Genomic DNA, 24,830 nt, shown 5'->3' with positions numbered 1-24,830 from the left:
GAGGTGTTAATTCGGGGAAGCTTATTCAATGTCCTGCGGGAGAAGCGTGTCAGCGGGAGACCCCGCAGGTGCGAATGCACCGAGGAGCGTCGGACCGCCCGCTGTTCGCTGAGTGCCTCGTGCTGAAATCAACAGGCAAATTTAACAGAGCTTTTTTATAAAAAAAATTCCTGATTACGAAGAAAATACAAATAAAATGCTTGTATCTTCTTCGTAATCAGGAATTATTGGTTCCTGGTAGAGACCTCCAAACCATATTATTGGAGTTATACGAATGTGAGTATTTCATTAGGTTTTTTAAAAGGATAATAGAATTTTTTTTTATTGTCAAGGAGTTAGATAAATTTCCTCACAGGTATTTTTTCAGCCTTCTTTTTAAAACTGTACCAATCCCGTTTATCAAGGGGTAATTACCTTCGATTGAAATTTATTTTTCCCTTATTAGTAACTGCTTTTCTTATTTAAACTATACTTTTCATTTATGTGTTTTCTACTAACTTTGGTATGTCGAGCATGTTTCGATCCTAAAAAAATTATAAAACCATTTGATATTTTAGACTGGATATAAAATACATTATTCATTTTTCATACTTTTTACTTTGCTATTCATTTTCTTAAATCTACCTTCAGGATAATCTCCCTCATCAATACGGTCATTTTCAAGGTTTTTTCGAACACTGACTTTGTACTTGCCCTCTTGGTAAGAATCAACTCTCCAGGATTTATCATTCATAGTCTTTAACTCCTTTTTAAATTATTTATTGAAACTCAAATACAGTTTTGAATGACAGGAAAATCAGCAAATTTCATTCGAATATCCTAAATTTAACTACATCCAAATTTAACTAATTAAAGACAATATCCATTCTTTTAAATTTTTCAATCTTAAATGGGATGGTGCTATTTGTGTGCCTGTTATGATCATAGGGATTAAAGAATCTTGCTGGTGCAATCCTCCGTGGCTGGCCCCTCCTACATGTGTTGGTGACCCCTCCCCTATGAATTCATAACCTGGTTTTGCACTGACAATGAAAAAATTTCCTTCGTGTGAATGTAAGCTGCTATGAATTCGTGCGAGTGCATCAGGATAGTTGCCATAATGAAGTTTATTGTCTTCAATGGTAATATCTAACAACCCCGTATCTCCTTCAATAAACCAAGTTTGGTTATATGTGTCAAAGAAATCCCCGTTTGGAGAAAAACGAATTTCTCCTTTTTGTTCACCTGATCTAACTATGATCATTTCCTCATCACGCCAGGCAATTACATCGATGCGCTGATCACGCTGTACCTCTTTTACGAGACGTTTAATGGGCAATGTTTCTGAATCCAGTGTGTATATATAGGCCATTCGTTCATTGACGGCAAGGACTAGCTGGTCTTTTGGCTGCACTCCTTTCTTTAGCTTCATTATGCGGTAGGAGCCCAGTAATTCCCTTAAATCAATTATAGCCTCTTCTTGATTAGAGTCGATCCAAGCTTGTCCATTATCACCTATTGTAATCCATATATGTTCCCTTATGGCTTCTTCCCAGGAATGATATTGATTTAAGATTTTTTGTAATTGCTTATCAACTTTAGTAACTCCTTCGACATCCATTCGGCCATGTTTATGAACACTTTGATCAAGATCTGGCAGGTATACCATCGTAAAGGCAGGAAGCTCACCTTTATTCATTAAATGGGTTAATTCTTGAACAGAAAAAGAATTATTAAATCCGAGCTTTTGCCAAATCCGCTGATACTTTTTAGATGGACTTACCTTTTTTAACGCTCCATAAGAAAAAACTTTGGAAGCCTTTACTGGCCGATTTTCTTTTAACCCAGTCAGCCATTGGAGAAGTTTTGGAAGCTTATAATGGTGAGTGGTATTTCCTCTATACACCAGTACATTAATGGAAGCAGATTCCTTTCCTAGTTGCTCCAACTCTTCATGGATCGTTGTTACGTTCTTGCTAATATGGGTATCGTTTAAATGATATAAGATATCTTCAAGAGACCTGCCAAGACCGAGCTTCCATAACTCACGAATATGACTTCCATAATTAATAAGCCGATTTTCCGTATTATTGAACCAAACTAGTCCAGGCAATTGATGTTCATTACAATAGGTTCCTGTAAGAATAGTTGTATCAACATTCACTGACATCGTTGGAAAAGGACTGACTACATCTGAAAAGTACATTCCATTTTCAATTAAAAACTTGAAAGCCGGTGCTTGCCCCTCCTTAATAGCCTTTTGAAGAGGAGGATCCATTAATGTATCAATGACGAGCAAAATCACTGGTTTCTTTTTTTGTGCATTATTTTTAATAGAAGCTGTCATCTTATCATTCCTATCTTTTATTAAACCCCGCTGCTTATATTGTTTCCTTAAATTATTTTTCCTTTGCATATCACATATTATGTCTTAATAATAAGATGCACGGAGAATTACCTCTATGCAAAAAATAAGCTCTTTGCCTGTGATTACATTGAACCCTTATTCTGACATGCTATTATCTAAATAGCGGATATTTGCATATCCCTTTTTCCGGCGAAACCAGATAATCACTATGGCTGCAAGGATTAATGCAACTGACATGACCTGAGCTATCCGTAAATGATCCGTAAGCATTAAGCTGTCTGTTCTCATTCCTTCTATAAAGAAGCGTCCAAACGAGTAATAGATGAGGTAGGTTAAAAATAGCTCCCCCTGCCTTAAATTGACCCGGCGCAGGGACATCAGAACGAAAAATCCGGCAAAATTCCAAATTGACTCATATAAAAAAGTCGGATGATAATATGTCCCTTCTATGTACATCTGGTTAATAATAAAATCGGGCAAATAAAGCTGCTCCAGGAAAGCCCTGGATACGGGCCCTCCGTGTGCTTCCTGATTGACAAAATTACCCCATCTTCCAATTGCCTGCCCTAATATAAGGCTTGGAGCAAGAATGTCGGTAAGTTTCCAAAAGGAAATTCTTTTCACCCTTGCAAATACGATAATTGTCAGGACTGCCCCTGTTAGAACACCGTGCATGGCAAGGCCGCCCTTCCAGATTGCCAAAATTTCAACAGGATGTTTGGCATAATATTCCCATTGAAATAGCACATAGTAAATGCGTGCAAATAATACTGAAATCGGCAGAGCAAACAAAACAAGATCAGCAAAGGTATCTTTTGGAAGATTACGGCGTTCGCTTTCCCTCATGGCAAGCCAAAGGCCAAGCAGTGCTCCACTCATAATAATCACACCGTACCAATGCAGATTGATTGGTCCGATGCTGATCAAAACTCTGTTAATCGGTTCAATTGTGTTATCCATTTTTACATACCTTTCTATTCTAATCTGTTTAATGCCTGAAACCTTTTTATCCCGCATTAACGGGCAGTAAGACCCCCACTTCAAGACTTTGATGGAACCTTAAAGGATAAGTGGGGGATCAACTGCCCATAAAGGCCGATTGACCGAAAAGCGGAAGCGCCTTGACCAGGGGGCGAAAAGATAAGACGAGCTCCGGAGGAAGGCGTTCTTTGCCTTCTGCAGGGGTACGGCTTATGACTCTAGGCGCTGTAGCTAGACAGGTGAGAACAGTGAAACTTACCTCCTGGGGTCTTCAGGAGGTATAGTTGAACCAATCGGGTTCGTACTGCCGATTGATCGAAGCGTTAGCTTAAGATTTAGCGACAGTAGAACGGGACTTACCATCAGTGGCGGATGAAAGCCCCCCCACTGATGGAAGTTTCACTTTATGCCATTGGTACCTGAGGAATAACCTGTCCTTCTATACGGTCAAAGATATCATCTAAACTACGGCCTGTAATGGTCAGACCATGGTTTTTAAGTCCAATGACTGCCCGTGCAGGGTCTTTAGCTTTCCTTACAAGATTAGCTACGGATTCTGCCAATTCGATCGTTCCGCAAGGATAGTTAATTTCTGTAGCTTCTATTCCATCCATCCATGCATGAATATGAACAATTGCCCCTACGTCTGGGTGTTCTTTATAAATCATCCAATGTTCAATTGCGTCAACTGACGCTCTTTTTGGAGATATTTTAGGAGGCACACTTACCTCGATTGCATTTTTATTTGAATTAAAACCTTTAATATATAAAATATCCTGTCCAATTACACGCATGTTGGCTTTGTTTACACCGCTTGCACTCATCCAAAAAGTTTGATCATCATGCCTGCTGCTTAAATTTCCATAGCTGAGCCCGCCTATGCCATATAATTTTTTTAACTGGCGCATGTCCCGTTCTGATAAATATTTTTCAAGCGGAAAAGGTGCTGGGAGCAGATTCATTTCATCTAATTTTTTCCCTGATAAATACATTTTTTTTGTAATTTCGTTTCCATTCCATAGATGATCCTTCAAATCATCGGCAAAGTGGTTGTCAATGACTAATTGAGCAGTGGCAACTGGCTCAAGTCTTTTATAAGTCCTGTGGAAAAAGTCTTTTTCTTCTCCGCCGGTATAAGTTAATTTATAAAACCCTTGTTCTGGCGTAATAAAATAAAAATCTTTTGTATCGCCATTATGAACAATGAAAATTAAATGATTAGCTAAAGACCTTATTAAATATGGATAGGCAGTTTCGAATACCTCTTCAGGTTCTTCATTAGTTTCCAGTATGGATACAACAAAAGTTGCCTGTGCTTTCCTTCGGTATGGCCTCGGTTTTTCCTGATTAATCACATTAAAAACAATTTTGATTTCTTCTGCTGTTTCTTCACAAAACTTGTATCCTTCAGCTGAAAATTTGTCTATCAATCCCTCCATATACCATGTTAGAAATGGAGTTTTCTCTCCACCTGCAATAGTAAAATTCTTCAAATTGTTCATCCTCCTATTTTCTTTTAAATTTTTGGCTCTGTTAAATTTGCCTGTTGATTTCCGCTACAGGTCCTCGCTTTCCGCGGGCGGTCCGACGATCTTCGGTTTATTCACACCTGCGGGGTCTCCCGCTTACACGCTTCTCCCGCAGGACTTTGAATAAGCTTCCCCGAATGCACACCGCGCCGTAAGAAAATGCGGATGCATTTTCGAGGACCTCGGACATTCCGCTCCAATCAACAGGGTGCCAAAATCAGCAATAAGCTTTAACACAGCCCAATTTTTATGGTTCAAATACCACTTTTAAGGCGCCATTTTTTTTATTTGTCGCAGTAACAAGAGCATTTCGGTAATCTTCTAACTGGAAACGGTGAGTTACTAAAGGTGATAGATCGGCTTTTCCCTCACGCATTAAATCAATAGCAATCTCAAATGTACGAGTTCTTTTGCCTTGATACATTTCCGTACTGTATGCAAAGCTCCCTTTCACGTCTAACTCGTTAAGCCATACAGTTGTCCAATCAATCCCATCCATAATGCCTGCTAATCCTAAGAGGACAACCTTGCCGCCGTTTCTGGAAAATCTGAGGGCATCATTTATACTCTGTTTTTTACCTACACATTCATATACCATATCTGCCCCGCCCTCTATTACTTCAGGACCAAAAAGCGGCTTAAGTATCTTGCCTCCAAGAGTTTTCGTTAGTTCATTAACATAAGCTTGTTTCCTGAGATGGATTATTTCGTTCGCCCCAAAATGGGCTGCCAGCTCAGCTTGAAAAGGATGTTTTACCAGTGCTGCAATTCTGCACGGGATTCCCAAAGCTCGTATAGCAGCAATTACACATATCCCAATAACCCCGCCTCCAATGACCAAAACGGTGTCGCCTTCATTAGGGGGATTTCTTAAAACACTATGTATAGCACAGCTAAATGGCTCTATCATCACACCATTTAAATCATTAACAGCATCAGGCAGTTTAAATGCCTGACTTCTATGAGCTACCAAATATGAACTCCATCCGCCGCCTGTATCACGGCAGGCACCTATTAACAATCCTGGTGCCAAGTTCCCCTCCGTTTTGAATGAACATAAACTAAAGTTGCCTTTTTCGCATGCGGGACATGGCTTTTCTATACCTCTGGCATGACAGGACAAAATGGGGTCTATTACAACTCGATCTCCCGGCTTTAAACTTGAAACCTTTGATCCTGCTTCCGCAATTTCGCCGACAATTTCATGGCCGATTGTAAAAGGAAATGAAACAAATGGAGATGTAGCGGGACTATCATTCAAGAAAAGAAGATTAAGATCACTGCCGCAAATTCCGCTATACTTGACTTTCACTTTTACCCAATCTTCATTTGGAAGCACTGGCTCTAATTGGTCATCAAAACGTAGACAAGATAGCCGGGAATCCCAAAAAACCGAAGGGAAAAATCTCCCTAGTATTTTGCTGGAAATATAACGCGGCATATGATAGTCGAATTGCAAAGCTTTCAATTTATCTCACCTTTTTCTTTTACATATTCAACATGTAACATTTACACATGCTTTACTTTTTATTCATATAATTGATATTTATGGAAAATATTTTTTTTAAATAAGAAGTTTTGAGTAGAATTAAAAAAATCAACCAAAATAAATGGCAAAGGAAATAAATCAGTCATACCTTTCCAAAAGGCAGGTGAAAACTAATTTATATCAAGATATTAACGTTTAATACTCACCATGGAAAAGGGATGGATAGGAGAGTCAATTTAAACCGAATAAGTAACATTATTAAATCATCAAATGCAGATATTATTGGTCTCAATGAGGTGGATAACCAATTTTCAAGGCGCAGTAATTTTGAAAACCAGGCCTTATGGCTGGCAAATGAACTTAAAATGGATTATGTGTTCGGTCCAGCTATTACCTATGAAAATCAAAGTGAAAATATATTTCGCCAATATGGAAATGCCCTGCTATCCCGCTTACCTATTATTAAAAGCGAGAACCATCCTTTTGACTTTTTGCCTCGCGTAGCTGAAGACAGAGCCTTATTAGAAGCGGACATTAAAATTGGAGACGAAATTTTTACCGTTTATGTAACTCATTTAAGTTTTGCACCGTTTCAGCATCGGAAGCAAACGGAATTCATATTGAAAAAGGTTAGTGCAAATCCATATTCATCTATTGTTTTAGGGGATTGGAATATGAAACCTTTTTCGAAAAGCTGGAGGCTGGTTACAGAATATTTAAAGGATGTTAATCCGGGACACGAAAAAAATTATACCTATCCTTCCAGAAGGCCAAATGTAAAGCTGGATTATATTTTTATAAGCAGAGAGATTGAAGTGATCAGTGCTGGAGTGTTCAATGCCGGCATAATCGCATCTGATCACTTGCCATATATGACTACAATTATGGTGAATCAATGAAGGCAGAAATCGAGGATAAAAGATGAGAAAATGGGTTATTCTAATAGGCTATATCATAATTTTAACGATTGGATTGATTAATAAAGACTGGATATTAAGCTGGATACAAACCAGTGAACGATCCTCCCTTCCCATTATGCTTTTCTTATCGACTTTAATAGCCGCAATTCCCATAATTCCTTTTACGATATTTGCGGGATTAATGGGTGCGAAATTTGGAGTAATGGCTGGTTTGCTGATTAATTGGTTTGGAGGTGTATCAGCATCTGTTCTTTACTTTTTTTTAGCGCGTTATTTTTTTAAGGGATTTTTCAGTAATTATTTAAATAGGGTTAAGGGAGTTGTCAGGTTTCAAAACATGGTTGAAAGAAATGCTTTTATTGCTATTCTTCTTGGACGGATGATCATGATTATTCCTCCTCCGGTGATTAATATTTATTCCGGAGTAACGAATATTCCTTTTACTGTTTTCTTCGCGGGAACAGTAATTGGAAATTTGCCGCCCATGTTTTTAATTGCTTATAGCGGAGAGCAGATCTTTTCATCCCTTCGAAACCTTTCTCTTGGTGTCATTTTATATGCCATCTTTATACTTTTTATCCTTTTGATATACAAAGTATGGTTTGTCCCCAAACCTAAAATGGAATAAGCCATTTCTTTGAATAGATTTTTTAGTCATAGCACCATCCTGCATAAAATTAAGGAATAGCCTATTTGGAAGTGGATATAGTAAATTAATAAATAAATTCATGTAGAGCCATACTAATTATTGTTTTCCAAATAAAATAATTCTTGGAAGTGTAACGAAAATGCTTCATTCCATTCTAAAACCTGTTGTGAAATTATTAATGCTATTAAAATTTCGCATTCAAATCATCGGATTGGAGAATATTCCTTCTAATACTCCACTGATTGTTGCTGCTAAACATGTGAGCAATTATGACCCTATCCTTCTATCTTGTATGTTTGATTGGAAAAATCATTTTATGGCAAAAGCTGAATTGTTTTGCAATTTTTTTTCAAAATGGTTTTTTACCAATGTATATGCTTTTCCCGTGGATCGTCAAAGCGGAATTGCTATACGCCCTATACGCAGAGCGCTTGCCATTATAAAAACGGGAGACGTTTTTGGTATTTTTCCAGAGGGAAAAAGGTGTAAAAATGGTGAAATAGTTCAGCCAAAAAAAGGTGTAGCTTTTATTGCAAGCAAAACGAATGCACCTATTCTTCCAATTGCAATTATTGGGATTAACAAAGGGATTCGGTCACCGCTGAAAATTGTGATAGGACCACAAGTAAATGTTTGTCAATTAGACAACTCCGATTATTCTTCTCTTTCTCGATATGTTATGGACCGGATCAAAGATCTAGAAAAAATGCACTCAATGAATAGCTAACTAAAATAAAGAGGTTTTTATGATGTCTCATAAACAGGCTTTAATCATCTATAACCCATTTTCAGGGAAACGAAAAAAACATAGTGCATTTCCGGTATTACTCAATAAACTCTCAGAAATAGGTTATCATTTTACGGTTTATGAGCTAAACGAGGTTCATTTCATTAATAACCCGATTAGGAAGGCTTGTACACAAAAATGGGATGCAATATTCATCGCAGGAGGAGACGGTACCGTAAATCAAACCATACAATTTCTGGCAGAAGAAGAGTTTAGACCAAATGTCGGAGTGTTCCCTTTTGGGACAAGCAATGAATTTGCAAAATTTATGAGAATTCCAAGCAATGTTATGGATATTGTTTCAGTTATTGAGTCAGGCAGTATAACTCCTGTCGACCTTGGTAAATTTGGAAACCGGTACTTTATAAACATAGCTGCTGCAGGCTGGCTAGCAGATATCACATATGAAACCCCTTCTTTCCTTAAATCTAAAATTGGTGAATTAGCCTATTGTCTATATTTTTTAAAAAAACTTTTATTTAAAATGCCATCAGATACCATCTCAATAAATATTTCGCCAGATACCGTATTTTCGGATCTTTCCTTATTTTTAATTATGAATGGAAACTCTGTTGGCCCATTGGAGAGACTCATCGACGAGAAAATACGTGATAATGGGTATTTCCATCTTTTTACTTATAAGAAAACGACCCGAATAAGACTGTTAATAGACTTATTTGCGAAATTGCTTAATCTATCGAATGATCTTTCAATCATTCATCATACAAAAATAAATGCAGCTGACTTTATGTTACCTGAGTCCATTTCATTAAATCTTGATGGTGACCCGGCAAGCGTAAATAGCTCATATTTTCAAGTTCTGCCGCAACATATTCATGTATTTGGCTCTAATGATAATAATTAACCCGATGTTTTGTATAGTCATACATCAAAAGGGAAATAAATATTATAAATTTATAGATAGGTGAGATTAGTGTACGGATTTATTGTGAATAAAACTTCGGGTAATGGGAAAGCGCTTAGAGCTTGGGAAAAAATTGAAAAAATAATTCAAGAAAAAAATGTCTCATTCTGTGTTCGCTTTACTCAGAAACCTAAACATGCTACATCATTGGTACAGGAACTGATTCAAAAGGAAAAAGTAACAGTAATTATTGCGGTAGGCGGAGATGGGACTATTCATGAAGTGGTTAATGGATTAGCTGGGACAACCACACCACTGGGGATTATTCCAGCTGGATCAGGAAATGATTTTTCAAGAGGATTAGGTATCCCTCTTAAGTGTGATGAAGCTTTAGAACGTATCTTGAAAGGGAAACCTAAAATAATGGATGTTGGATATGTAAATTATCAATATTTTTGTACTGTAGCAGGAATAGGCTTTGACGGGGAAGTAGCCCAGACAACGAATGGGTCATTTCATAAAAAATTCTTTAATTTCTTTCGGATAGGACACATTTCATACGTTATCAGTGCGATAATGGTATTATTTCGTTATAAGCCACAGGAGATATCTTGCATGGTAGACAATAAGCTGTATAAGCTTTCAAACGTATGGCTAATTGCAGTAGCCAATTTACCCTATTATGGCGGAGGGCTTGTCATTTGTCCGAAGGCAGAAAGCAATGATGGATTATTTGAAATATGTATTGTTCAAGGGATGACGAAGTGGGAATTTATACGGATTATCCCGCGGGTATTTAAAGGAAAACATACCTCATCCCCTTCTATTACGATAATAAAAGGGAAAGAGCTGGAAATTTATGCACCAGCTCCATTGCTGGTGCATGGGGATGGGGAAGTGATTGGAAAAACTCCTGCCCGAATTAAAATTGACCCAGCTGCATTGTACGTAATTTAAGAGTTAAACCAAAAATCCTGATTTCCTGCTTATGTAAGAAATAAAGGATTTTTGGTTTTTAATCAATCACATAATTATTTCTTATTCATTTCTTCTAAAGCCTCTTCATAATCGAATTCAACTAAAGCCACGATCAATTGATTTACTTTTTCGGTAAAACTCTTAATTAATTCAAGCATTTAAAGGCCTCCCTTCTAATTTTGAAGAAATGTTTTTTCCCTTTTAATATTGGGATTAAATATAATTTACACAATAATATAATCCGATATACAGAATTCATTATGTATTATTCCCCTTAAATCAAAAGAGAACTGACTTAATAAGGCCTTTTAAAGTTTGTTTTTTTGAAAAGCGGAAAAATTCCTGCACAAAAAAGGGTGCCCAAAAGTTTTGGGACACCCTCTTTAAATTATTTATTGTTTAGGGGGTTTTTATTAGGTGCAAATTCATCTGCAAACTCTGTTAACCCCGCCATATTCGGACGCTGAACAGTTCCCATACGGGAATTGTTCATTAAATTTTGAAGCGGGCGCAGCATATTTCTGTTCCGATTTCTTGTTAAACCATAAGCAGCTGCACTTACGCCCAGACTAATTAAAGATCCCCATAACACCCCTCTATTGTTTCTCCTTCTTCTTCTTCCGAACATATTAAGAAAAGGCTGCATTCTGCCCGTATTAAAAAGCGCGTTTACCCAGTTATTCAATCGAAAGCACTCCCTTTTAAAAGGATTAAGGAAAGTAATTACCTTCCGATTTTAATTTTTGCTTTTAACTGTTCATATATGCTGGCAATATTTTTTCAAACGATAATGGACCATTTTCGAATATGCTTAAAAAGCTTTTTAAAGGCATATTCTTACATTCAGAAAAACCTTGCCAAGTTACTTTTGGCAAGGTTTTTAATACACTATGAAATTTCATGAAAAGTAATTTCAGGCCGGCTGCCAATACGGATATTTACTCCGGTTTGGCCGAGACCTTCGCTTATATAAAAAGGCTTTCCGCCATGATAATGCAGCCCTTTGACCATCTGCATCCGTACAAGCTTGCCCATTTTAATCAAATGATAAGGCTTTGGCCAGTGAATTTGTCCTCCATGAAAATGACCGGATAACAGGTAATCGAAATGTACATTTTCCATTTCAAGAACAACATTAGGATCATGCGTTAACACTAAATTATAGCCATCGGGAACTCCCTCATAGGCTTTCTTGACATCACTATGTTTAGTACTGTAATTATCAATTCCAATAATATTTAAATTTTCCCCATTGACATTAATGGTGAAATGCTCGTTTTGAAGCGTTATACATCCATTTGTCTCCAGAGTTTCTTTTAATTGTTCGAAGTTTTTTCCTTTTAAAACGTAATCATGATTTCCAAACACTGCAAAAATCCCATATCGAGGGTTAAGCTTTTTCAGTGCTTGCAGATAAGCAGAAAGTTTGGGAATGCTTCGTTTACGGTCAAGGAAATCTCCTGTAAGTGCAATGAGGTCAATTGGCTGTTCTGATACCATTTCATATAATTCATCTGGGTTAATTGAAATATTTTCAAGATGCATATCAGATAGGTGAAGAACCTTTAAATTTTCCCCAGACACTTTAAGATGTGGACGGGAAACGGAAATTGTATTTATTGCCACTTTCTTTGTGTTTTTATTTGCTATAAATAATAAATAACCTAAAATAACAGAAATAACTAGAATAAAAAACAATACCATAGTCATATCCCCTCCCTCCTTAAAATTATAATAGGAATGAGAGGATAGTCCTAGTGGTATTTAAAGGAAAACTCTAAACCAGTTTTTTATATTTTTCAATAAGCTGGTCTTTAGACATCATTAAGTATACAGGATGATGTTTCTTAATGCTGTCTAAAGATACTCTGGAAGATGATATCAAAATAATGGGTATCTGCGTTGTTTTTTTAAACCAGCAATAAAATTTATTTACAGGCAGTACACTTTCAAATCCTAGCGGCTTGAATCCCTTGTTTATGAGTGTAATTCCAATTATCCCTTTAATCCTTGCTTCTTCGGGATGATTAAGGATATATGAAGCCAAAAGAGGCATAGAGTTCTTAACCTGTTTAAAAATTCCTTTGCCCTTTAATATTTCATTTTGAATACAAGAGAAATCCTGAAGGAGCTTAACATTATGCAAATGAATTTTTAGCAAAAGATCATTTTTGCATATTCTAGTCCCATCTGACAGCTCGACCTCTTTTCCTTTGTATCTTGTTAGTCTTACGCGAAATACGCCTTCTTTTTTATCGTGAACAAGGTATTGTAAACGGGTAAATGAAAAATAGATTGGATCCCAGTATTTCCATATAGTTATTGCAATTGCGCGTACCATCTTTCTTATCTATTCTCCTTTCATTGGGCCTCAATAAATAGGATGTTGAATTACAACCATTTTAGAAATGGAAATAATTTAATTTCCGAATGGAAAAAGCTTTCAGGACAAATAGTAAGATAAAAAGGGATTGATCTTATGAAGAAAATACTGATATTACCTTTTTTGCAAATTCCTACAGGGCATCATCAGGTAGCAGAGGCGATCCGATCCTATTTAAAAGAGCTAGATGAATCTGTGGAGGTGAAAAAAGTAGATATATTCCATTTTACTTTCCCTTTGGCAGAGAAGGCTGCTTCAAGATTATATTTAAAAGCGCTGAAGATGATGCCGTCATTTTATCGATGGCTTTATCGGCAAAATGCTTGCCGTACTGTCAATTACAAAGATGACAAAAGTTATTTTCTTTATGAAAGCTTATTCTTAAAAAGCATGAAGAAACTGATTAATCAAGAAAAACCGGATATCATTGTTTGTACACATTGCCTGCCTTCCTATTTGCTGAATGTATTAAAAAAACGGGAACAAATATCAATTTCTGTTATTAACATCTATACGGATTACTTTATCAATACAGTATGGGGAACTTCCCATATTGATTTACATTTTGTACCGAGCCACACCATGAAAAATTTTCTAAAACATTGTAATGTTAATTCTGAAAAAATTATTGTTACGGGGATTCCTGTTCATCCGCAGATTACAAAAAAGAAAGAAGAAACTTATAAACAAAGCCCTTCACCTTTTCATGTTTTGGTTTCCGGCGGAAATTTAGGGGTTGGCTCTATAGAAAAGATTTTTAGAAATAACAAATACTCCGGGCAAATTAAATATTTTGTTTTATGCGGAAAAAACCAAAACTTATTCCAAAGAATAGATCAGCTTAAAAGTCCTTATTTAGTACCGATTTCGTATATAAGTTCAAGAGAGGAAATGAACAATCTTTATGAAAAGATGGATGTTATGCTAACAAAGCCAGGAGGGATCACGGTCAGCGAATGTCTTAATAAAAAGATACCGTTATGTCTTCTTAATGCGCTTCCTGGTCCTGAGGAAAGAAATGAGCAATATCTTCTGGAAGAAAAATTGGCAATAAAAATTAATCCTGATAATCTCGAACAAAGCCTGCTGTCATTCTTGAAGAACCAAACGGAAAGGCAAAATCTTCAGCGAAGGCTATCACTGCATACAGACAGGTATGAGAATATTTACATCAACTTAAAAAAAATCATGGAAAAAAAGCCCATATAATGAAGTTTTGTCTTTTGGGAGTTACTTTAATTTACCATTAAGGAAAGTACATAAACTCTCACTGAATAGCAATACTACATTTGTAAAATAAATTTTTTAAGAAAGAGGGTATTAAGCAATGACAGTTGGAACACAAGTTAAGCAAGCTCTTGCAGGTTTAAAAAGTGCTCAAGCGAGCTTGGAAACATTTGCACTTGGAACAGAAAATGAAAATGCTAAGCAGCTATATCAAAATGCAGCACAGCAAACTCAAACAATTATTGACAGCCTGGAGCCAAGGCTTCAGGAAATTACGCAGGAAGAGCCGCAATATAATCAGTAAATCATACAGGCTGGCATTTGCCAGCCCTGTTCTTATATAAGTTACTTAAACTCGGATGGGTGATTTGATATGACAGTCGCTTCAAATGTAAACCAATGCCTTGCAACAATACGTTCCATAGAGGCACAATTATCAAGCCTCGCTTTAACTTCACTGGATGAAGAGGCCAAACGCTTGTTTCACGAAACAATGATGGAAATTGGAGAAATTAAGAAGGATCTTCAAAAAAGAAAAACAGAAATAGAATGGGAAGAACCGCAATATAAGCCAAATTAATTATTTGGAGGTTAACATATGCCAGAGTGGGTAGAAATAGGCTTCCGTTCGATTTTATTTGTCATAGTCTTGTTTGCAGTTACAAAGTTAATAGGAAAAAAACAAATATCAGAGCTATCCTTTTTTGAATATGTTGCCGGTATTACAATCGGCAGTATCGCAGGCGAAATTATAATGGGGCTTAATAATCATTGGGGAGCCGGTATACTTTCCATCATGATATTTGGCCTGGCTACCTTTTCTGCAGATATACTTGCCCTTAAGAGTAAAAACTTTCGCAACTTCTTCGAGGGAAGAGGTACAGTTTTAATTAAAGATGGCAAAATTCAAGAGGATAATCTTAAGAAAGAAAGGTATACAATAGATGATTTGAATTCATTGCTTAGACAAAAGGATGTCTTTAAAGCAGCTGACGTAGAATTTGCCGTACTGGAGCCTCGGGGAGATCTTAGTGTTATGCTTAAAAAGGAAAATCAGCCCCTTACCCCTAAAGATCTTAACATGAACGTTGCACAGGAAAAAGAGCCGCAAACGGTTATTATGGATGGGAAAATACTTAATGACCCTTTAGCTGAATCCGGAAAGACTAGAAAGTGGCTTAATATGGAGATTGAAAAACTGGGATTAACGCTGGACAATATTTTCCTTGGCCAAATTGATTCATATGGAGAGTTAACGGTTGATGTTTATGATGATACAATTAATGTTCCTGCTCCGCAGCAGCGTCCGCTTTTGCGGGCAATGATCAAAAAATGTGCTGCAGACTTGGAGGTTTTTTCATTGCAGACGGACTCTAAACAAGCAGAAAGTATGTACAAGCGCAATTCAGAAAAGTTAAACCAGATTATTCATAAGCTGGATCCTTTTTTAAAGTAACCTGGGACCATTATTTTTATCAGTCATAAAAATATATGGTCCTAAGAGTATTTTCATTTTATGGCTTGACCCATCCTTGGTGAACCTTCCTTTTTCGATCCTGCCCTTTACCTTCATCTGATTGCGAACATATTAGTACATAAAAGAAAATTAGAAGCAGTCCTTGGCTGCTTCTTTGCTTAATTTATATTGGTTCAGATTCGCCTTAAATCCAATATTATTGTTTAGCTCTATCTCCTTGGATCTCATTTTAAGAGTCCCTCTATCTTCCCTTCCTCTCACTTCGCAAAAATTGAATAGAAGGGCTTATAAGCAAGAGACTATATGAGGCAGCCTTATTTGCCACAATGGAGAGTGCGGCTGTTTCCGGCGTAAAAGCTGTGAAATTAGTTTTATAATGGAAAAACACCAGGTATTCTGGTGTTTTTTTGCGTTAGCTTTGCTGGTTTTTCCAAATTTTCTTTTGCATAATCATCGCTGTTACAGCTATGATTGCGACAAACATTAAGCTGACAAAAAAGCCAAATCTTATTGATTTTTCCAGCAATGTTCCGCTGACAGCTGCCAGGATTAATCCGATGCCAAGGAAGGCCATAATCTTTCCAAAAACCTTGTTCTCCAATATCCGCAGTGCCGAAATGATGATGAATGACCAATTAAATAAAATTAAAATCCCTGCTGCGGTGGTAATGTATTCGTAAATTTTTCCTGGCAGAATCAATGCCGTGACAATCGAGGCAATTAATCCCGCGGTTGCTAGTCCGAGTGATGGAAGAGGGAGATCTTTCCACTTTTTTATTTTTTTTGAGAATACCTTTGGGGCATCACCATCATCAGCTAGAGTTACAAGCAAGGCAGTTACACCAAACAAGGAGGCAGTCATTGTCGAAAAGCCGGCTATGATAATGGCAGCATTAAATACATGCGGAAAAAAGTCAAGGTTATATTCTCCAAGAGCTGTCACAAATGGGCTTTCTTTTTCGTGAAATGCTCCATGGGCTGCCATATAAACAGCAAGCGCAAGTGAAATTACATAAATGATGGCAAGCACAATTAACATGATGATTCCGGCCTTAGGAGCATCCTCTTTCTTTTTTAACCTGGTTGCCATTAATCCAATCACTTCAATTCCCCCATAGGCATAAAAAGCATAAATCAATGATGACCAGAAGCCTCTCCAGCCTTCAGGGAATAATTCACCCGCAGAACCTGGAAAACCCGGGTGATTCGCATCCCCTTTTATTACTCCTGAAAGGGCAGCGAATGCTAAAATGATGAACATGATAATGGCAGCCGTTTTTATAATCGCAAACAAATCCTCTACTTTGTCAAAGCCTTTATTGCCAGTAATAACGACAAGTATGGAGAGAATGGCATAACCTGCTGCAAATATCCAGAGAGGGACATTCGGGAACCAGAACCTTGTCAAAATTGATAAGGCTGTTAATTGGCTTCCCATGATGAGGATGTTTGAACTCCAGTAGTTCCATCCGCAGCTGAACCCCGCCCATTTTCCATATGCCTTATTGGCATAATAGCAAAATGAACCATCCTGGGGATCTTCTGCTGTCATCTTTGCCAGTAAATCATAGACTATATAGGTTCCGATTGCGGCTAAAATAAATGAAAAGACAATCGAAGGGCCTGTTATCTTGATTCCTATTGCCGAGCCAAGGAAAAATCCGGTGCCAATTGTACAGCCCACACCAATAAGTGATAAATGCCACCATTTTAAATCGCCGGCTTCACTGCCTTTAGATGAATCGCCGCTGGGAAGAAAAAAGTCCATCATGTACCTCCTTTTTCCGGTATATCTTTATAAAAAGCTCTTTTCTCATAGATTGTTGATTTGGTTATGATTTGTGTCCGTTGATTTCCGCTGCAGGCACTTAAGCTTTCCAGGGACAATCCCGAAGCACCTCTTGCAGAACATTGAATATGTGCTCCCTTGAATGAACATTGCACCAAGAGATAGCTCCTTTTTTGAGGAACTTTTACCTTCCTTCTTTTCCAGCCAACCCGTGGAAAGAGCAACAGCATAGATTTTAAGAACATATATTCAAATAAATAAGCCGATTCCTTTTGGTGATCGGCTCTGCTTCGAATCTGGAAAGGATTTTTTCCTTTGAGTTATTTATTTTTCTCCGAGCTGTCGCTCTTTAAGCCGGCAACCGATCTAAAAAGCTGCGTTGTCATGCTTCCCTGAACAATATCCTCAAGGAAGAACTCTTCTATAAGCTTTTTATATTCTTCGTCTTCAAACATTTTCTTATTTTGCAGCTCCATTTCTGCAAGACCTTCATATGTACACAAAAAAGCGTAAGTATGGTCTGCTCCAGAAATAGGCGATAATAGTTCAATCTTATGCTCATAATTTTCGTTTCTGTAGCTTTGAATCATTCTTAAGTTTTTTAACGCATCAACAAACTTATCCTGTTTTACTTCAAACGTTTGATATACGAAAACAGACATGATGATCCCCTTCCAAAAGCTTTTAGAATGAATTTTTCAGGCCCTCCGTAACATAAAGGGCCCTTGAAAAAGCCGTGCTCATAGATTGTTGTTATGTTTATAAATTTTGCCCGGTGATTTTAGCGCGGGACACTCAAGCTGTCCGCTGGGAGCAGTGCAAGTCTCCTAAGCTTACGAAAAGAGCCTTTAACTTTGATTACTTTTCGTCCTCTTCGCTTCTTACATCCGGTCTGACAGGTGCAAGTTCCTCGGACGCTTCAGTATTAAAGCCCAGGCCTCCATTCAGCCCAGCCCTATTCCCGGCATCTGCTTCTGTCATTGTTCGTGCCAGATATCCGTGATAGAAATATTCAAATAGCGCTACTCCGAGGGCAGCGATTAAAGACATTGTCAGGAGGTTTTCTCCATACGTTAAAATGGAGCTTAAGAACCAAATAAGCAAAAAAGCCAGGCCAAAATCGGCTGCTGTAGCAATAGTGTTGCCCGTTCTTGGCAGGATAATAAGATCCCCTATTACATAAGCGGCTATTCCCAGTACTGCTGTTATAATAAAAACATTTATAAAGCTCATTCCATAGATAAGGCCAAGAATGACGTACAGAAGTACAAGACTAGCGATAAACTTAATGGCAATTGCTCTAACATGCTGCATAGATTATTCCTCCTTTTAAGGATAGTGTGTATTTTCCTTGTTGATTTATTCGTAATATAGCTTCACAAAAGTAATTTAGCCTTTTTGAAAATCCTCCTTAAATATTTTGGGCCATCATGGAGTAAATACGAAATAATTTGGCTTGATTTTACAGCGATGAAAAATCGGGCTGAAGATATAATATCGAAGGGGCGATGTTCCCACAAGACAATTCTTCAGGAGGCTGATTATGCATACAACTCAGCATGGTTTACAGCAAGCAGGACAAGCACGCCAATTGGCACAGCAATTAATTCAGCAAACACAGCAAGGCAGCCAGCAATACCGCATGATGCTTCAGCAGGAACAGCAAAATATTCAAATGCTGGAACAGATCCTTCAGCGGGAAAAACAAGCTGCACAATTAATTGAGCAAAGCCTGCATAGCCATGAATTAGCCATTCAGCGCTGTCAGGAAGTGGTCAATATTTGTAATCAGATGCAAGGACAGCTAACTGGCCAGGGAATGGCTGAAGGAAGTTTTACTGCTATTCAGCAGCCTTATGGCAATCAGAATCAGTTCCAAACTCAACCTTCTTTTACCAATCAGGGAGTTTTCCGCAAGCAATAAAGAATGGTTTGCAATGAAAAAAAACAGCCCGGGACCACGGGCTGTTTTTTCGTTCTTACACCATCACTTTACAAATATCATTTGTGAACTCAACAGGATCTGTGATTGGCAGGCCTTCAATTAATAGAGCTTGGTTAAATAGAAGGTTTGTATATAAGCTTAATTTTTCTTTATCGTTTTCCTGTGCTTTTTTCAGGGATTCAAAGACTGCATGATTCGGATTGATTTCCAATACCTTATTTGCTTTTACATTTTGATTGTCAGGCATACTGCTAAGTACTTTTTCCATTTCAATCGTTACTTCCCCATCTGCAGATAAACATACCGGGTGGCTTTTGAGCCTTTTTGAAATACGGACATCGGTTACTTTCCCTCCGAGAATCTCTTTCATGCTGCTGAATAGCTCTTGATTTTCCTTTTCTTCAGCTTCTGTTGGCTTTTCGCTTTCTTCCTCAAATCCTAAGTCGCTGCTTGATACAGATTTAAACTCTTTGTCTTTATAAGACATAAGCATTTTAATGGCAAATTCGTCAATGTCCTCTGTAAAATAAAGAATCTCATATCCTTTATCTGCAACCAGCTCAGTTTGTGGAAGTTTTTCGATTCTTTCATAAGATTCGCCTGCCGCATAATAGATATATTTCTGGTCTTCCTTCATTCGTGATACATATTCTTCAAGTGTCACCATATTTTTTTCTTTAGAAGAGTAGAACATTAATAAATCCTGGAGGGTCTCTTTATGAGTGCCAAAATCGCTGTACACGCCATATTTTAATTGTCTTCCGAAAGATTTATAGAATTGTTCGTACTTTTCCCGTTCATTCTTCAGGAGGCTTTGCAGTTCGTTTTTAATTTTTTTGCTGATGTTTTTGGCAATCAGTTTCAGCTGGCGGTCATGCTGCAGCATTTCTCTGGAGATGTTTAGCGAAAGGTCCTCGGAATCAACCATTCCTTTTACAAAACCGAAATAATCAGGCAGTAAATCTCCGCACTTGTTCATAATTAACACGCCATTTGAATAAAGCTCAAGTCCTTTTTCATATTCTTTTGAGTAATAATCAAATGGGATGTTCTCAGGTATATACAGAATAGCGTTATATCTAATGGTTCCATCGACACTGATATGGATGTGTTTTAGCGGCTTGTCAAATCCATAATGTTTCTCCTGGTAAAACTTCTCGTAATCCTCATCAGTAAGCTCATTTTTATTTTTTCTCCATATTGGAACCATACTATTGATTGTTTGTTCCTCGGTTACCTCTTCAAACTCATTTTCTGAGCCTTCTTTCGGTTTTCGGTTCACAATATCCATTTTAATTGGATAGCGGATGAAATCAGAGTATTTTTTGATGATGGATTTTAAGCGGTATTCTTCCAAATACTCGTCATAGTTTTCTTCCTCGGTGTTTTCTTTAATCTTAAGAATAATCTCGGTGCCAACACTATCTTTATCACATGCCGTGATTGTGTAGCCGTCCGCCCCTTCGGATTCCCACTTGTATGCTTCTTCGCTTCCCAATGCTTTACTGATAACTGTTACCACATCAGCTACCATGAAAGCGGCATAGAAACCGACTCCAAATTGGCCGATTATATCATGTCCATCTTTAATTTCATTTTCTTTCTTAAATGCTAAAGAACCGCTTTTTGCAATGGTCCCGAGATTGTTCTCCAGCTCTTCTTTCGTCATGCCGATACCGGAATCTTTGATTGTTAGGGTTCTATTTTCTTTATTCGGAATTACTTTTATGTAATAGCTATCCTTATCAAAGGTTAAGGAGTCATCTGTCAGTGCTTTGTAGTAGATTTTATCGATAGCATCGCTGCTGTTGGAAATCAGCTCCCTTAAGAACACCTCTCTTTGGGAGTAAATGGAGTTGATCATCATTTCTAATAATCTCTTGGATTCTGCTTGAAATTGTTTCTTTTCCATATCAGCCTCTCCTTTTTAATTCATACTGCAATCTTTATTTAGCACTCTATATTCTAGAGTGCTAACCCAATAATTTTAATATCATAATATTTTTCAGCTGTCAATACAGCAGGACTTCTTTCGATGAGCATAAAAAATCCTATAGCCATTTGCTATAGGATTCATTTCAAAAGGGTGAATTCGTACCCTTTATGTCTGATTTCAGCAATTAAATCTGGAAGAGCTTCAACGGTTTGCGGCAGTTCATGGAGAAGAATGATGGCTCCGTCTTCAAGATGATCTGTCACATTTGTGATCATTTGTTCAGGCCTTTCTTTAAGCTCCCAATCCATTGAGGAGATTCTCCACAGAACTGTCGTTAACTTAATCGCCTTTGCAGCGGAAATGGTATCACTGTTATATTGCCCGAATGGCGGGCGGAAGTACTTTACTTCCTGTCCGGTAATGGACTCTATTCTTCTTTTGCTGTTCAGCAAATCATGATGCTGTTCATTTTGCGGCAATTTCACAAGATTCACATGTTTGGTCGAATGGGTCCCTATAATATGCCCCTCATCCAAGACCCTTTTCCAAGGGCGTTTGGGATGAAGCAGCCTTGCTTGCCAGAAAAAAATGGCTGGCACTTTTTCTTCTTTCAGGATATTGAGGATTTCCGGCAAAACTCTGCCAGGTCCATCGTCAAACGTTAACACAACTGTTTTCTTAGAAGGTTCCCGATAATTCCAAATCATTATTTCTGGATCATTCGAATCGTACACGACGTTCGAGCTATCAACCACTCATGGACAATTTGCCATTGCATTTCCTCCTCTAAGTAGTCAGTGTATAGGCTTTCTTGCCATAACCATAGGCATCATACGTATGAACATACATATCATCTGTAAACTGATTCGGGTTACCGTCAAAGACAACTTCTCCGTTTTTTAGAGCTATAATGCGTGTCGCATAGCGTTTGGCCAATTGGACATCATGCACATTAATGATGGTCTGCAAATTATGCCTATAATGCATCTCCTGCAGCAAGCTAAAAATCCGGTCTGAAGTACCTGGGTCAAGACTTGCAACAGGTTCGTCACCCAGCAGAACACGCGGCTGCTGGAGCAGTGCCCGGGCTATGCCGACTCGCTGCTTTTGGCCGCCGCTTAAATGTTCTACTCTCCGATTCAGAAAGTCTGTCAATCCGACCTCCTGAATCACTTCTTTAGCCTGATTCATTTCGTCAGATGTAAACCAGCCAATCAGGTTTTTAAAACTGTTCCTGTATCCAAACATGCCAGTCAGGACATTCTGAAGAACGGTCAACCTGGGAACCAGGTTAAAATGCTGAAAAATCATCCCCATCTCTCTGCGGACCCTGCGAAGCTGTTCGTCATTTAGAGAGGATAGTGACAGGCCATCCCAAACAACCTCACCGGAAGTTGGTGTCTGCAATCCATTTAGACAGCGGATTAAGGTCGACTTTCCTGCACCGCTTTTGCCAAGTATACATATGAAATCATCTTTATGGAGCGTGAGGTTAATAGAATTTAATGCATCAGTCTTCATTCCAGGGTAGCGGACTGATACATTGCGTATCTCAAGCATCTTCCTGCTCCTCCCTTTAAATTACTCTGTTCCTTACATAGCTTCCGAAAAAGTCAACAAGAATGACGATCATCATAATGACAAGCACATCGAGCGACACGGCCGTATATTGAAACGTTTTAAAATCATTAAAGAGCCTTTGGCCGATTCCGCCGCCGCCAATAAAACCAAGTACAAGCGAGGTCCGAATCGCAACTTCAAACCGGTAAAAATAATTAGATAAAACATTTGGCCAGATTTGCGGCAGGATACTGAACAGGGAAGCAAACCATCCCTTAGCGCCGACCGCTTTCATGGCTTCCTGCGGACCCGGGTCAGAGGCCTCTATCAGTTCTGATATTAATTTTCCCAATACTCCAATGTTATGAAACATGATGGCCAGTACTGCGGGAAATGGACCGAGGCCAAGTGCTGTTAATAAAATCAATCCAAATACAATCTCAGGAATAGATCGTACAAAGCTTAGTCCCACCCGGGTCACATGATAAGCAGCCGGTGAGCTGGCTGTATTTTTGGCAGCCATAAAACTCAGCGGCAGGCCGATAAGCAATCCGAAAAAGCTTCCCAAAAACGCCATTGCCAAAGTTTCCATACTGTCCTTCAGTATCTTCGGCAGAAGGTAAAAGTCCATAGGGAACCAATGGGACAGGAAATCGATCATATTCCGGAAATCCCGAAATTTTGATAAATCAAATTCTGTCAGCTTCATGCTTATATAAACGAATATAGCCAACAAAATATAGGTCAAAATGCTCTGTTTTTTAAACCACAATCTAATCAGCCCTATTCCTTAATAATTCCCTCTTTAAGAGCTGCCTGGCGAATGCTTTCATAATCTTCATTGCTGGCTTCAGTAAAACCGTTGGCGCCGAATGCATCGAGTATTTCAGTGTCTTCGATGGATAAAAATGCCTCTTTTAGAGCGGTAATGGTTTCTTCATCGGTATCTTTATGGACGGCCCATGGATACTGGAAAAGCTCTTCTGATTGCCAAATCGTTTTTATTTGATCGCCATCCACTTTCCCGGATTCCACTAATTGATTATAAATCGCACTATCAATCGCACCTGCATCGACTTGTTTATTTTGGACAGCCAATGCGGTTGCATCGTGTGATCCTGTAAATCGCACGGATTTAAAACTGTGTGTATCCTCGGATTCATATACTTCACGGTCTTTGAGTTCAATCGAAGGGATTAAAGATCCGGAAGTGGAGTTAATGTCACCAAAGGCAAAGTCAACTTCGCCGCTGTTTTTGAGCATTTCATCCAGTGAAGTCCAGGGGCTGTCCTTGTGTGTAATAATATAAGAGTAATAAAATGGCTCCCCATCGATCAACTGGGTAATGATAGCCTTTGCACCGCTTTTTTCATGGGCAACTACATAAGTTAATGGCCCAAAATAAGCCATATCAATTTTATCGTAATTCATCGCTTCAACAACGCCGTTATAGTCTGGATATACTTCAACAGCTACATCGCGGTCCAGTTTTTTTGATAGGACTGACTGCAATTTTTCCATGGCATCTTCCATTGAGCCTTCTGTCTGGGCAGGGATCACACCTATGGTGAAACTTTCGCCTGTTTTATCTTTATTTTCTGTTGGTTCCTCTGATTCCATTCCACCGCAAGCGGTTAATAGCATCATTGAAAAAATAGCAGCGAACAATAACAACTTTTTCATATTTTCACTTCCTTGTTCATTTTCGTATTGTCAAAACTTCTATAAGAAATAGGTTATAAAATATCTCCATAGAGGGCTTTATAGGCAAAAAAATTGCCACCCCCTAAATTCTTTGGATAATTGAGGTTACCACACACCCAACAACCAAGAATGGAAGTGACAATTTGTACCCTCAAATTATAACCTATTTATTAACTTTTATAAACTATCAAGAACAACTCATTCGAACATTGCTTACTTTATTGATTGGTAAAAGCATGTTCGTTAAACCTACTGAACAGCCCG

Annotated in this window: 26 protein-coding genes and 1 riboswitch; of the genes, 10 read left to right on the top strand and 16 right to left on the bottom strand. The window is 38.1% G+C overall.

Annotated elements, in window-relative coordinates:
• Positions 1-194: 194 nt before the first annotated feature.
• Positions 195-294, bottom strand: a riboswitch (purine riboswitch).
• A gap of 280 nt (positions 295-574) precedes the next feature.
• The 5 genes from L634_RS33545 to L634_RS0122105 all read right to left on the bottom strand — a co-directional run bounded on the left by L634_RS33545 (position 575) and on the right by L634_RS0122105 (position 6,325).
• On the bottom strand, positions 575-733 hold the full coding sequence (locus L634_RS33545) for a hypothetical protein (RefSeq protein WP_157452440.1): 159 nt from the start codon (positions 731-733) through the stop codon (positions 575-577).
• 108 nt (positions 734-841) lie between these two features.
• Entirely contained in the window at positions 842-2,326 is a 1,485-nt protein-coding gene (locus L634_RS0122120) for an alkaline phosphatase family protein (RefSeq protein WP_034263057.1), read from the bottom strand.
• A 156-nt stretch (positions 2,327-2,482) separates the two neighbouring features.
• The gene (lgt, locus tag L634_RS0122115; protein WP_026584330.1) at positions 2,483-3,307 is read right to left on the bottom strand and encodes a prolipoprotein diacylglyceryl transferase; all 825 of its coding nucleotides are present in this window, start codon (positions 3,305-3,307) and stop codon (positions 2,483-2,485) included.
• A gap of 425 nt (positions 3,308-3,732) precedes the next feature.
• Positions 3,733-4,821, bottom strand: a complete 1,089-nt coding sequence (locus tag L634_RS0122110) for a class II aldolase/adducin family protein (RefSeq protein WP_026584329.1) — start codon at positions 4,819-4,821, stop codon at positions 3,733-3,735.
• Positions 4,822-5,104: 283 nt separating this feature from the next.
• Positions 5,105-6,325, bottom strand: coding sequence for a zinc-dependent alcohol dehydrogenase (locus L634_RS0122105; protein WP_026584328.1), 1,221 nt, complete (start codon positions 6,323-6,325; stop codon positions 5,105-5,107).
• Between the two features lie 194 nt (positions 6,326-6,519).
• Between L634_RS0122105 and L634_RS0122100 the strand changes: the two genes are divergently transcribed.
• From L634_RS0122100 to L634_RS0122080, 5 genes are all read left to right on the top strand, one after another.
• On the top strand, positions 6,520-7,245 hold the full coding sequence (locus L634_RS0122100) for an endonuclease/exonuclease/phosphatase family protein (RefSeq protein ID WP_026584327.1): 726 nt from the start codon (positions 6,520-6,522) through the stop codon (positions 7,243-7,245).
• A gap of 22 nt (positions 7,246-7,267) precedes the next feature.
• Positions 7,268-7,894 (top strand): TVP38/TMEM64 family protein, encoded by a 627-nt coding sequence (locus L634_RS0122095; RefSeq protein ID WP_026584326.1) that lies wholly within the window; start codon positions 7,268-7,270, stop codon positions 7,892-7,894.
• A 160-nt stretch (positions 7,895-8,054) separates the two neighbouring features.
• Positions 8,055-8,642 carry a lysophospholipid acyltransferase family protein gene (locus L634_RS0122090; protein WP_026584325.1) on the top strand — a complete coding sequence of 196 codons (588 nt, stop codon included), beginning with the start codon at positions 8,055-8,057 and terminating at the stop codon, positions 8,640-8,642.
• A gap of 19 nt (positions 8,643-8,661) precedes the next feature.
• Complete coding sequence (locus L634_RS0122085) at positions 8,662-9,567, top strand: YegS/Rv2252/BmrU family lipid kinase (protein WP_232233818.1); 906 nt, start codon at positions 8,662-8,664, stop codon at positions 9,565-9,567.
• Between the two features lie 69 nt (positions 9,568-9,636).
• Positions 9,637-10,524 carry a diacylglycerol/lipid kinase family protein gene (locus L634_RS0122080; protein ID WP_026584323.1) on the top strand — a complete coding sequence of 296 codons (888 nt, stop codon included), beginning with the start codon at positions 9,637-9,639 and terminating at the stop codon, positions 10,522-10,524.
• 409 nt (positions 10,525-10,933) lie between these two features.
• Here L634_RS0122080 and L634_RS0122070 read toward each other — a convergent pair whose 3' ends face one another.
• The 3 genes from L634_RS0122070 to L634_RS0122060 form a co-directional block, all read right to left on the bottom strand.
• Positions 10,934-11,230 (bottom strand): hypothetical protein, encoded by a 297-nt coding sequence (locus L634_RS0122070; RefSeq protein ID WP_026584322.1) that lies wholly within the window; start codon positions 11,228-11,230, stop codon positions 10,934-10,936.
• Positions 11,231-11,433: 203 nt separating this feature from the next.
• Positions 11,434-12,243 carry a metallophosphoesterase gene (locus L634_RS0122065; RefSeq protein ID WP_026584321.1) on the bottom strand — a complete coding sequence of 270 codons (810 nt, stop codon included), beginning with the start codon at positions 12,241-12,243 and terminating at the stop codon, positions 11,434-11,436.
• 79 nt (positions 12,244-12,322) lie between these two features.
• On the bottom strand, positions 12,323-12,886 hold the full coding sequence (locus L634_RS0122060; protein WP_026584320.1) for a YkoP family protein: 564 nt from the start codon (positions 12,884-12,886) through the stop codon (positions 12,323-12,325).
• A gap of 138 nt (positions 12,887-13,024) precedes the next feature.
• On the opposite strand from L634_RS0122060, the gene L634_RS0122055 reads away from it, so the two are divergent.
• The 4 genes from L634_RS0122055 to L634_RS0122040 all read left to right on the top strand — a co-directional run bounded on the left by L634_RS0122055 (position 13,025) and on the right by L634_RS0122040 (position 15,611).
• Complete coding sequence (locus tag L634_RS0122055) at positions 13,025-14,137, top strand: MGDG synthase family glycosyltransferase (protein ID WP_026584319.1); 1,113 nt, start codon at positions 13,025-13,027, stop codon at positions 14,135-14,137.
• Between the two features lie 118 nt (positions 14,138-14,255).
• A complete protein-coding gene (locus L634_RS0122050; protein WP_026584318.1) occupies positions 14,256-14,459 on the top strand; it encodes a DUF1657 domain-containing protein in 204 nt (67 codons plus the stop codon).
• Positions 14,460-14,528: 69 nt separating this feature from the next.
• Entirely contained in the window at positions 14,529-14,735 is a 207-nt protein-coding gene (locus tag L634_RS0122045) for a DUF1657 domain-containing protein (protein WP_026584317.1), read from the top strand.
• A gap of 18 nt (positions 14,736-14,753) precedes the next feature.
• Positions 14,754-15,611: a DUF421 domain-containing protein gene (locus L634_RS0122040; protein ID WP_026584316.1), complete on the top strand. Its 858-nt coding sequence runs from the start codon at positions 14,754-14,756 to the stop codon at positions 15,609-15,611.
• Between the two features lie 433 nt (positions 15,612-16,044).
• On the opposite strand, the gene L634_RS0122030 is transcribed toward L634_RS0122040, so the two are convergent.
• The 3 genes from L634_RS0122030 to L634_RS0122015 form a co-directional block, all read right to left on the bottom strand.
• On the bottom strand, positions 16,045-17,400 hold the full coding sequence (locus L634_RS0122030; protein WP_026584315.1) for an amino acid permease: 1,356 nt from the start codon (positions 17,398-17,400) through the stop codon (positions 16,045-16,047).
• 341 nt (positions 17,401-17,741) lie between these two features.
• Positions 17,742-18,083 carry a hypothetical protein gene (locus L634_RS0122020; protein WP_026584313.1) on the bottom strand — a complete coding sequence of 114 codons (342 nt, stop codon included), beginning with the start codon at positions 18,081-18,083 and terminating at the stop codon, positions 17,742-17,744.
• A 196-nt stretch (positions 18,084-18,279) separates the two neighbouring features.
• Positions 18,280-18,735, bottom strand: a complete 456-nt coding sequence (locus L634_RS0122015) for a YndM family protein (protein WP_026584312.1) — start codon at positions 18,733-18,735, stop codon at positions 18,280-18,282.
• Between the two features lie 229 nt (positions 18,736-18,964).
• Between L634_RS0122015 and L634_RS0122010 the strand changes: the two genes are divergently transcribed.
• Positions 18,965-19,345, top strand: coding sequence for a hypothetical protein (locus L634_RS0122010; protein ID WP_026584311.1), 381 nt, complete (start codon positions 18,965-18,967; stop codon positions 19,343-19,345).
• Positions 19,346-19,400: 55 nt separating this feature from the next.
• On the opposite strand, the gene htpG is transcribed toward L634_RS0122010, so the two are convergent.
• The 5 genes from htpG to phnD all read right to left on the bottom strand — a co-directional run bounded on the left by htpG (position 19,401) and on the right by phnD (position 24,545).
• Positions 19,401-21,278 carry a molecular chaperone HtpG gene (htpG, locus tag L634_RS0122005; protein ID WP_026584310.1) on the bottom strand — a complete coding sequence of 626 codons (1,878 nt, stop codon included), beginning with the start codon at positions 21,276-21,278 and terminating at the stop codon, positions 19,401-19,403.
• Between the two features lie 161 nt (positions 21,279-21,439).
• A complete protein-coding gene (locus L634_RS0122000) occupies positions 21,440-22,036 on the bottom strand; it encodes a polysaccharide deacetylase family protein (protein ID WP_034263059.1) in 597 nt (198 codons plus the stop codon).
• Positions 22,037-22,088: 52 nt separating this feature from the next.
• The gene (phnC, locus tag L634_RS0121995) at positions 22,089-22,862 is read right to left on the bottom strand and encodes a phosphonate ABC transporter ATP-binding protein (RefSeq protein ID WP_026584308.1); all 774 of its coding nucleotides are present in this window, start codon (positions 22,860-22,862) and stop codon (positions 22,089-22,091) included.
• Between the two features lie 16 nt (positions 22,863-22,878).
• A complete protein-coding gene (gene phnE / locus L634_RS0121990) occupies positions 22,879-23,634 on the bottom strand; it encodes a phosphonate ABC transporter, permease protein PhnE (protein WP_026584307.1) in 756 nt (251 codons plus the stop codon).
• 11 nt (positions 23,635-23,645) lie between these two features.
• The gene (phnD, locus tag L634_RS0121985; RefSeq protein ID WP_026584306.1) at positions 23,646-24,545 is read right to left on the bottom strand and encodes a phosphate/phosphite/phosphonate ABC transporter substrate-binding protein; all 900 of its coding nucleotides are present in this window, start codon (positions 24,543-24,545) and stop codon (positions 23,646-23,648) included.
• Positions 24,546-24,830 lie beyond the last annotated feature (285 nt).

This window comes from Bacillus sp. J33, assembly GCF_000518885.1.
GTDB lineage: Bacteria > Bacillota > Bacilli > Bacillales > Cytobacillaceae > Cytobacillus.
Note: the sequence above shows the minus strand (reverse complement) of the source record. Positions and strands in the feature narration are given on the sequence as shown.